We start from the raw sequence: 9,132 nt of genomic DNA, 5'->3' as shown, positions 1-9,132 counted from the left end.
GTTGCGCACCGCCCGGAACTCCACGGTCCCCGTCACGTCCTCCGGAGAACTCGACGCGGCCCCCGGCCCGGGTCGCCTCCGGGGTGCGGCCCGGGGGAGCGGCCGCGTCGAGTTCTCCGGAGGACGTGACGGGGACCGTGGAGTTCCGGGCGGTGCGCAACGGGACGCGTGCCGCCGCGGCGCCGGTGTTCCCGATGACCGTGGCGGAGCTGGACTCCGACGAGGGCCGGGCCGAGGACGACACGGGGCCGATCGAGGTGATCGTCCCCCGCGACGATCAGCTCGACTCGACCACCTGAGCGCACCGCCGGATCGCCGCCAGCCGGGACTCCATCGGCGTGTGGGACTTGGCGGAAATCATCATCCCGACCGCCTGCGGGCCGAGGCGGTCGGCGAAGGCGACGGCGGTGGCCTCGTCCCACGGCTCATGGTTGTAGCTCAGGTGGCAGATGGTGGTGTTGACCGGCGGTGACGCCTTCAGCACCTCGTCCACGAACACCCCGTACAGGATGAACTCCGAGATGTGCAGCTGGGAGTTGAACGCGTCGATCCAGTCCCGCCCGGTCACCTCGGAGATGCGCCGCTGCATGGCCCGCACGATCGCCGGGTCCCAGTACGTCAGCGCTGTCACGTAGTCGGGCAGCGGAGGCGGCGGCGCTGGCGGCAGGCCGAGCAGCTTGCGCGCCACCTGGTGCCACATTACGTGCCGCTCCATCTCGGCCGTGACGCCGTTCTCCAGCCGGTAGAGGCAGAGCCGCCCGTCCACGCTGAACGACTCGACGCCGGCCGGCCGTACCAGGACGGCGTCGGAGTCGACGATGAGCATGGCGTCGGCGTCGATCAGGTCGGCGGCGGCGATCTTGACGGTCTGCTGCATGACCCAGCCGCGCAGCGGCGGCCACGGCCGCCGGTAGTTGACGTACAGGTCGGTCGTGGGCACCCGCAGGTAGCGCCGGGGCAGCAGCTCGGACCGGACCCACACGTGGCAGCGCGGCCCCTGGAAGCGCGCGAACGCCTCCTGGTCGCCGGGCGGCACGAAGACGTGGTGGATGGTGTCGTCGGAGGTGTTCTCGAGTACGGATCGGTGCAGCAGTGCGAACAGTTCGGCATCGGGGGCGTATGACGGGGTGATGACCGCCAGCGTGCTCAAGGATGGCTCCCATCGAGTCCGGTGACCTGGGCGCACCGCTGGATCGCCGCCAGCCGGGCCGCCATCGGCGTACGCGACTTCGCGGAGATCATCATGCCGATCGCGCGAGGGTCCAGCCGGTCGGCGAAGGCGACGGCGGCGGCCGGGTCCAGGGGTGTGCGTTCCCATCGGTTGTGGCAGATCGTGGTGTCGACCGGCGGCGACGCCTTCAGCACTTCGTCCACGAACACGCCGTACACGATGAACTCCGACACCTGCAGGTGCGACGTGAAAGCGGCGAGCCAGTCGCGCCCGGTCGCCTCGGCGACGCGCTCCTGCATGGCCCGCACCACGGCCGGCTCCCAGACGGCCAGCGAGCTGATGTAGTCGGGCTGCGGCAGCGTGACGGCCGGGGGCAGCCCGAGCAGCTCGCGGGCCGCCCGGTGCCAGACGACGTGGTCGGTCATGCCGGCGTGCACGCCGTCGTCGGCGCGGAAGAGCGTCACCCGGCCGTCGCGGGTGAAATGCTCGGGCAGGGCGCGCCGCACCAGGACCACGTCGGAGTCGGCGACGAGCACGACGCGCGCGTCGAGCAGCGCCGTGACGGCGATCTTGACGGCCTGCTGCACCACCCAGCCCCGCAGCGGCGGCCACGGCCGCCGCGTGTTCACCCACAGGTTCGTCCCCGGCACGTGCACGACGTGGCGGGGCAGGATCTCCGGGTACGTCCACAGCCGGCAGCGCGGGCCCGCGTACCGGGCGAACAGGGACCGGTCGGCGGGCGGCACGATCACGTGGTGCACGGTGTCGCCCGAGGTGTGTTCCAGGACGGACCGATGCAGATGGGCGAAGAGTTCGGCGTCGGGACCATAGGTAGGCGTGACGACGGCCAGTTCGCTCATGAAGGTCGATCTCCAGTCCCCCGGCGCGGGTTGAAACGCCCTGTAAGCCATATCGGTCGGCGGATCGCGGTGTTACAGGCATTCGTGTAACGCTCCACCCCGGTCGGCGCGACATGCATGAGGCGAGACTCGCAGGGGAGGGCGCGTGGATTTCTGGGGGACCATCCTCGTCCTGTTGCGGCGGTGGTTTGTCGCGTTACCGGCGTTCGCGGTGGCGGTCGGCGGGGCCTTCTACGCGTACTCGACGGTGCCGACGACGTACACGACCAGCGCGGTCCTGGTGCTGACCGCGCCGACCAGCGGCGGGGTGCTCCCGCCCCATCCGGACCAGCCGATCCCCCGGGTGAACCCGCTGCTCAACTTCGACCACGGGCTCAGCGTGGCGGCCTCGATGCTGATCAGCGCGATGAGCACGCCGGACATGGTCGCCGACATGGGCACGGCCGAGGGCGACACCAAGTACGCGGTCACGAACGGGACCAACAACCTGGAGTCGCTGGCCACCGGGCCTCTGGTGTTCGTGGAGGGGGAGAGCCTCACGCCGGAGGCGGCGACGGCGATCACCCTGAAGGTCCTGGACCGGACCAAACGTGAGCTGGACAAGCGGCAGCGGCAGGTCCAGGCGCCGAAGGAGACGTACATCACGATGAGCGAGGCGGTGCCGCCGACCACGCCGGTGCCGCAGCAGGGCAGGAAGCTCCGCTCGGCGGCGGCGGCGCTCGGGCTCGGCCTGATCGCGGCCCTGTGCGCGTCGTTCGCGGCGGAGAGCGTCTCCGGCCGCCTGCGCCGCCGGCGGCCCGGCCCTGGGCCCGCCGGCGAGGCCCGGGAGCTGGTCACGGCCAGGAAGGGAGCCTGAGGCGTGGCGACCCGCCTGCCTGAGGGCCTCACTCCGGGCGGTCTCACTCCGGGCGGTCTCACTCCGGGTGGCGGTCTGCTGGGGGGACGGCCTCCGGTCGCCGGGAGGGCTGACGGGGCGACCGTGGCGGCCATCTTCGCCGTGGCGCTGCTCATCGTGCCGGCGCGGCTGGTGCTCAAGTACCTGCCGCTGTCGCTGACCCCGGCCAACGTCATCAGCCTGGCGGCGGCGCTGCTCTGGCTGTGCGCGCAGCTCACGCTCACGCTCGGCGTGGCCAAGGGCCGCAACCCGGTGCGGACCGCGCTGTTCGCCTACTTCACCGCCATGGTCGCCACCTACGGGTTCTCGACCTGGGGCTACATGGACTCCGACGAGCTCAACCTGACCGACCACGCGTTCGTGCTGGCGATCGCTTCCGTCGGGATCGGGCTGACCATGTGCGACGGGGTGCGCGGCTACCGGCGGCTGGACTTCGTGCTCAAGACGCTGGTCGTCGGCGGCGCGGTGATCTCGGTGATCGCGGCCTTCCAGTTCCTGCTGCACTGGGACCTGACCAGGTTCCTGGAGCTGCCGATCCTGCGTTACACCTCGGAGGGCGACTCGTTCGTGCTGGAACGGGCCGATCTGCGCCGGGTGGCGGCGACGACCGGGCATCCGATCGAGTTCGGCGTGACGACGGCGATGCTGCTGCCGCTGGCGGTGCACCTGGCGACGAAGGCGCGGATGCGCGCGCAGCCGTCGCTGCGGTGGTGGGCGTGCGCGCTGCTGATCGGGCTCGGGCTGATGTTCTCGGTGTCACGCTCGGCCATGCTGAGCCTGGGGGCGGTCGGGCTGGTGCTGTTCGCGGGCTGGTCGGCGCGGCGGCGGCTGGAGGCGGCGGCGGTGGGCGGCGGGTTCCTCGTCGTCATCTGGCTCACCGTGCCCGAGCTGCTGGGAGCCATCCTCGGGCTGTTCTCCAACCTGTCCAACGACGAGAGCATCCAGTATCGGACGCACGACTACGCGGTGGCCGCCCACGAGATCGGCAGGCACTTCTGGCTGGGCCGGGGCCTCGGCACCTGGTACGCGCCCAAGCACCAGATCTTCGACAACCAGTACATCCTGTCCATGGTGGAGACCGGGCTGATCGGCACGGTGGCCTTCGCCGCGCTGTTCGTGGTGGCGTTCTACGCGGCGCTGCGGGCGCGGTATCTGAGCGCCGACCCCGGCACCCGGGATCTCGGGCTCACCGTCGCCGCCTGCCTGGTGGTGCCGCTGGTGGGGTCGTTCACCTTCGACCTGCTGTCGTTCGCCACGGTGACCGGGCTGTCGTTCATGCTGGTCGGGGCCGCCGGGGCGTTGCTGCGCGCGGTCAAGGACGATCAGCTCGCCCCCTCGCAGCGCAGCGGGCCGACGATCGAGGTGACCCGATAGTCCGCGTCGATGGTGACCAGCTGGTTGCCCTCCCACTCGCTGCGGCCGCACTCGGAGTCGACGGGCCCGTACACCCACGACTTGTCGACGAGCTTGTTGCCGCGCACCACCTGCTTGCCCCGGGCGTTGCGCACCTGGATGCTGAACGTGCCGCCCATGACCAGGTTGTCGGTCACGACGACGTCGCGCGACTTCTCGTCCACCAGGAAGATCGGCGCGGTGATGTCCTTGGCCTCGCGCTGGTCGACGGTGTTGTGGTGGAAGAGCAGCCCGGTGCCGCCGACGTAGGCCTGGATGCCGTCGGAGTGGTCGCCGGGGTTGGAGCAGAGCTTCACGAACGAGTCGCTGATGCGCACGTCGTCGCCGGAGACGCGGAACCCGTCGCTGTGGCCCTGGACGAGCACCCGGCTGGCGGTGTACTTGTCGTGGCCGATGGCGGGCAGCGGGCCGCACGTCTTGGTGGTGCCGACCGTGGTGTCGGCGATGGAGAAGCTGAAGGACTTGTCGCCGTCGGCGTTGGTGACGTGGCCGTCGATCACGCTGTTCCTGATGGTCACGTCGTCGGCGTGGATCACCAGCGGGCCGGGGATGTGCACGCCGTCGAGCACGGTGCCGGGCGTCTTGACGCGGTACGCCACGCCGTCCAGGTTGAGCGCGAGCGGCGTCAGCTTGACCGCCTTGGGCGCGCCGGTGCAGGCCGGGGTGGGATGGTCGGGGCAGGAGCTGCCGTCGGGCCGCAGGATGCTTGGCGTGGGGGTCGGGGCCGCCGCCGACGGCGAGGACGGACGCACGGCCGGGGCCGCCTGACAGCCCGCCAGCACGAGCCCGAGAACCGCCACAGCCACGAACCGCACGCGCATCGCCGCCACCTCTCAGCCGCCGAGCCGGCGCAGCAGCTCGGCCCACGAGCCCGCGCTCAGGTCGCGCCCGCTGACCTCGGTGGCCGGCAGGGGCCACGCTACCTTCAGATCGGGATCGTCGTAGCGGACCGCGAGATCCTCGGCCGGATCGTGCTCGCGGTCGATGCGGTAGCAGGTGTCGGCCTGCTCGGTGAGCGCCTGGAAGCCGTGCAGCAGCCCCGGAGGCACGTAGAGGGTGACGAACTCCTCGTCGTCCAGCCGTACCGCCATCTGCCGCCCGAACGTCGGCGAGCCGGGCCTGGCGTCCACCAGCACGTCGTGGATCGCGCCACGGGCGCAGCGCACCAGCTTGGCCTCGCCGTGCCCGCCCCGGCCGTGCAGCCCGCGGATCACGCCCCGGCGCGACCTGGACTGGCTGTCCTGGATGAACGCCTCCGGCGTCAGTCCAGCGCCGGCGGCCACGGCGGCGTCGAACGTCCGGGTGAACAGGCCGCGCCCGTCCCGGTGCGGCGTGGGCCTGAACAGCAGCACGCCCTCGATCTCGCCCCGATCCACTCGCATATGTCGTCCTCACTCAAGGCGGTGTGATGAAGCCGATGGTCAGTGTCGTGATTCCGGCGCACAACGAGGAGGCGGTCGTCGCCTCCGGCCTCGACACGCTGCTGTCCGCCGCCGAGCCCGGCGAGTTCGACGTGATCGTGGTGGCCAACGGCTGCTCCGACGGCACCGCGCGGGCGGCCGCCCGGCCCGGGGTGCGGGTGCTGGAGACCGCGACGCCGGGCAAGGCGCACGCGCTGCGCCTGGGTGACGCCGCCTGCCGCACGTTCCCGCGCGTCTACCTGGACGCCGACGTGCGGCTCGACGCGGAGTCGGTGCGCGCGCTGGTCTCGGCGGCCGGTCGGCCGGGGGTGCTGGCGTGCGCGCCGGAGGTCTCCTGGGACCTGACCGGCGTCGGGTGGCCGGTCCGCCGGGTGCTGTTCGTGCACGAGGCCCTCATCCTCCCCGGCCGCGCGCTGGCCGGGGTGGGCGTCTACGTGCTCACCGCCGAGGGGCACCGCCGGGTCTTCCCGCTGCCGGACGTGATCTCCGACGACGGCTACGTGGACGGCTGCTTCGCCGGGGACGAGCGCGTCGTGGTGACCGAGGCCCGCTCGCTGGTCCGCCCCGCCCGCACGGTGCGCGCCCACCTGGCCAGGCGGGTCCGGGTCCGGCAGGGCAACCGGCAGCTCGCCGAGCTGGGCCGGCCCGCCCGCAGGCTGGACGCGGGCAGCCTGCGCCGACTGCTCCTGGCCGGGGCGATCAGCCCGCTCGACGCGGCCTGCTACCTCGCCGTCCTGGCCGCCGACCGCCTCCTCACCCGGCTGCGCGGCGACAGAAGGGGCTGGGGTACGGACTCCAGCAGCCGTCACGGTGAATCCGCGGGCGAACCCACGGCCGCGTCGTAGGCCTTGAGCAGCGCCGCCTTCGAGTGCTCCCACGACAGCGGCCCCGCCACGCGCTTCCTGCCGATCTCGCCCATCCGCTCCCGCTCGGCCGGGTCGTCCAGCAGCCGGGCGATCAGCTTGGCGAACTCCGACTCGTCGTCGGCCGGCGCGTACACGGCCGCCTCGCCCGCCGACACCCGAGCCTCGCGCAGCTCGAAGGAGACGATCGGCCGGGCCATCGCCATGTACTCCATGACCTTGTTCATCGTGGAGACGTCGTTGAGCGGGTTGAGCGGATCGGGCGACAGGCACACGTCGGCCGTGGACAGGTAACGCATCAGGTCCTCGTCCGGGATCCGCCCGGTGAACTCCACCTGCTCGCCCAGCCCCAGCTCCCGCGAGAGCGCCACCATGGCGTCGAACGTGTCGCCGCCGCCCACGAACACCGCGTGCCAGTCGTCGCGCCCGTGCTCGTCACGCAGCTTCGCCAGGCTGCGCAGCGCGTAGTCGACGCCGTCCTGCGGCCCCATGACGCCCAGGTAGCACAGCAGGTACGGCTTGCCGCGCCGGACCGACTCGTCCGGCGGCACCTGGTGGAAGCGCTCGACCACCGGGGCGCTGCGCACCACGAACACCTCGCCGGGCCGCTTGCCGCCGCGTGTCAGCGCGACCTGCCGGTAGCTCTCGTTGGTGGCGATCACCACGTGGGCCGCCCGGTAGGTGCGCCGCTCCAGCCAGCACACGGCCCGGTAGAGCCGGTCCCGGCCACGCCCGAAGCGTGACAGGTACAGCTCGGGCACCAGGTCGTGCTGGTCGAACACGAACCGCGTGCCCTTGCCCCGCATGGCCAGCGCGACCAGGAAGAACAGGTCCGGCGGGTTGCAGCCGTGGACCACGTCGAAGCGGCCGAGCCGCCTGGCGATCCGGAAGGTGTGCCACAGCGCCGAGCCGTACTCGCGCAGGTAGCCGGCGGGCCCGCCGGTCGCGGCGCGCAGCGGGTAGCGGTGGATGTGGATGCCGTCGATCACCGCCTCGGCCTCGGTGTCCTGTTTGGCGCCCTGCGGGCAGATGACGTGCACCTCCCAGCCGGCCTCACGCAGGGCGGTGCTCTCCTGCCACACCCGGCGGTCGAGCGGCACGGACAGGTTCTCGACGAGGATGAGCGCTCTACCAGCCAATGCCTGCGTAATCCCTTCTGTCCCGGTGCGCCACGGCGCCCGGCATCCGCACGAGGTCGACGACCGCCTTGCCGTCCGCCCGTTCCACCGCTTCCAGCACGGCGGCGTCGGTGCACCCGACCACGCACACCTCCGCGTGCTCCAGGACGTCCGCCACCGAGTCGCCGAGCAGGTCGCCCAGGTGCGGCAGCCGTTCGGCGATGTAGGCGCGGTTGGCGCCCATCAGCCGCGACAGCGACACGTTGGCGTCGTAGATGCGCAGGTCGTAGCCCTTGCCCAGGAGCCGTTCCGCCAGTTCCACCAGCGGGCTCTCGCGCAGGTCGTCGGTGCCGGGCTTGAACGACAGCCCGAACAGCCCGATCTTGCGCTTGCCCGGCGCGGTCACCAGGTCGAACGCCCGCTGCAGGTGCGCCTCGTTGGCGGGCAGCACGTGCGACAGCAGCGGCACCGCCACGTCCGCCTTCCTGGCGGCGTAGACGAGGCCGCGCAGGTCCTTGGGCAGGCACGAGCCGCCGAAGGCGAACCCGGGCCGCAGGTAGGCGGGGCTGATGTTGAGCTTGCGGTCCGCCAGGAACACGTCCATGACCTGGTGCGAGTCGAGCCCCAGCGCCTGGCAGACCGCGCCCAGCTCGTTGGCGAACGAGATCTTCACCGCGTGGAACGCGTTATCCGCATATTTCGTCATCTCGGCGATCGGGATCGGCACCCTGAACACCTCGCCCGGCAGCCCCTCGTACAGCCCGGCCACCACGTCCCCGGCGGCCGGGTCGGACTCGCCGATGACCGTCTTGGGCGGCGCGAAGAAGTCGCGCACGCTGCTGCCCTCGCGCAGGAACTCCGGGTTGACCGCCACCCCGAAGTCCACCCCGGCCCGCATCCCCGAGGCCAGCTCCAGGATCGGCACCAGCAGCTCCGCACAGGTGCCCGGCAGCATCGTGCTGCGGAACACCACCACGTGCCGCTCCCGCAGCGCCCGCCCGATCTGCTCGGCGACCCGCTCCAGGAACGTCGTGGACAGGCTGCCGTTCGGCGCGGACGGGGTGCCGACGCACACCAGCGACACGTCGCTGGCGGCCACCGCCTCGGCCGCGTCCGTGGTGGCCCGCAGGTTGCCGCCGGCCACGGCCTTCTCCACCAGTTCGCCGATGCGTTCCTCGACGATCGGCGCGCGGCCGCTGTTGATGAGATTCACCTTGACCGCGTTGACGTCGACGCCGACGACCTCGTGGCCCATCGAGGCCAGGCAGGCCGCCGACACGCATCCCACGTAGCCGAGCCCGAAGACGCTGATCCGCATAGCTGCCCTCCGCCGATTGGACCGTGGAGGGCAGCGATCTTTCCCCCCGCCTCCAAGGGATATGTCGGGCATG

Annotated in this window: 10 protein-coding genes; 4 read left to right on the top strand and 6 right to left on the bottom strand. The window is 71.7% G+C overall.

Annotated elements, in window-relative coordinates:
* Positions 1 to 299: hypothetical protein (locus ADY59_RS52870; RefSeq protein ID WP_231619014.1), on the top strand; the 299-nt coding region annotated here is incomplete at its 5' end.
* Here the strand turns inward: ADY59_RS52870 and ADY59_RS33480 are convergent.
* The gene (locus ADY59_RS33480; protein WP_049570825.1) at positions 278 to 1,150 is read right to left on the bottom strand and encodes a DUF6492 family protein; all 873 of its coding nucleotides are present in this window, start codon (positions 1,148 to 1,150) and stop codon (positions 278 to 280) included. The two genes, ADY59_RS52870 and ADY59_RS33480, sit on opposite strands and share 22 nt — an antisense overlap.
* Positions 1,147 to 2,031, bottom strand: coding sequence for a DUF6492 family protein (locus ADY59_RS33475; RefSeq protein ID WP_049570822.1), 885 nt, complete (start codon positions 2,029 to 2,031; stop codon positions 1,147 to 1,149). The genes ADY59_RS33480 and ADY59_RS33475 overlap by 4 nt, the downstream gene beginning before the upstream one ends.
* Before the next feature lie 145 nt (positions 2,032 to 2,176).
* Here ADY59_RS33475 and ADY59_RS33470 point away from each other — a divergent pair, with 145 nt between their 5' ends.
* Together ADY59_RS33470 and ADY59_RS33465 are read left to right on the top strand one after the other, a co-directional pair.
* Positions 2,177 to 2,887 (top strand): hypothetical protein, encoded by a 711-nt coding sequence (locus tag ADY59_RS33470; RefSeq protein ID WP_049570819.1) that lies wholly within the window; start codon positions 2,177 to 2,179, stop codon positions 2,885 to 2,887.
* Positions 2,888 to 3,010: 123 nt separating this feature from the next.
* Positions 3,011 to 4,300, top strand: a complete 1,290-nt coding sequence (locus ADY59_RS33465) for an O-antigen ligase family protein (protein ID WP_053175418.1) — start codon at positions 3,011 to 3,013, stop codon at positions 4,298 to 4,300.
* On the opposite strand, the gene ADY59_RS33460 is transcribed toward ADY59_RS33465, so the two are convergent.
* On the bottom strand, positions 4,249 to 5,160 hold the full coding sequence (locus tag ADY59_RS33460) for a hypothetical protein (protein ID WP_049570818.1): 912 nt from the start codon (positions 5,158 to 5,160) through the stop codon (positions 4,249 to 4,251). The genes ADY59_RS33465 and ADY59_RS33460 overlap by 52 nt on opposite strands.
* Positions 5,161 to 5,172: 12 nt before the next feature.
* On the bottom strand, positions 5,173 to 5,721 hold the full coding sequence (locus tag ADY59_RS33455) for a dTDP-4-dehydrorhamnose 3,5-epimerase family protein (protein ID WP_049570814.1): 549 nt from the start codon (positions 5,719 to 5,721) through the stop codon (positions 5,173 to 5,175).
* Positions 5,722 to 5,756: 35 nt separating this feature from the next.
* Here ADY59_RS33455 and ADY59_RS33450 point away from each other — a divergent pair, with 35 nt between their 5' ends.
* A complete protein-coding gene (locus tag ADY59_RS33450) occupies positions 5,757 to 6,605 on the top strand; it encodes a glycosyltransferase (protein ID WP_049570811.1) in 849 nt (282 codons plus the stop codon).
* Here ADY59_RS33450 and ADY59_RS33445 read toward each other — a convergent pair.
* Both ADY59_RS33445 and ADY59_RS33440 read right to left on the bottom strand, forming a co-directional pair.
* Complete coding sequence (locus ADY59_RS33445) at positions 6,566 to 7,762, bottom strand: glycosyltransferase family 4 protein (protein WP_063780868.1); 1,197 nt, start codon at positions 7,760 to 7,762, stop codon at positions 6,566 to 6,568. The two genes, ADY59_RS33450 and ADY59_RS33445, sit on opposite strands and share 40 nt — an antisense overlap.
* Positions 7,752 to 9,059 carry a nucleotide sugar dehydrogenase gene (locus ADY59_RS33440; protein WP_049570805.1) on the bottom strand — a complete coding sequence of 436 codons (1,308 nt, stop codon included), beginning with the start codon at positions 9,057 to 9,059 and terminating at the stop codon, positions 7,752 to 7,754. Before ADY59_RS33440 ends, ADY59_RS33445 begins: the two co-directional genes overlap by 11 nt.
* Between the last annotated feature and the right edge of the window lie 73 nt (positions 9,060 to 9,132).

The sequence above is a fragment of the Nonomuraea sp. SBT364 genome, from assembly GCF_001083785.1.
Taxonomy (GTDB): Bacteria; Actinomycetota; Actinomycetes; order Streptosporangiales; family Streptosporangiaceae; genus Nonomuraea.
The sequence above is the reverse complement of the archived record's forward strand: the minus strand, read 5'-3'. Positions and strand labels throughout refer to the sequence as shown.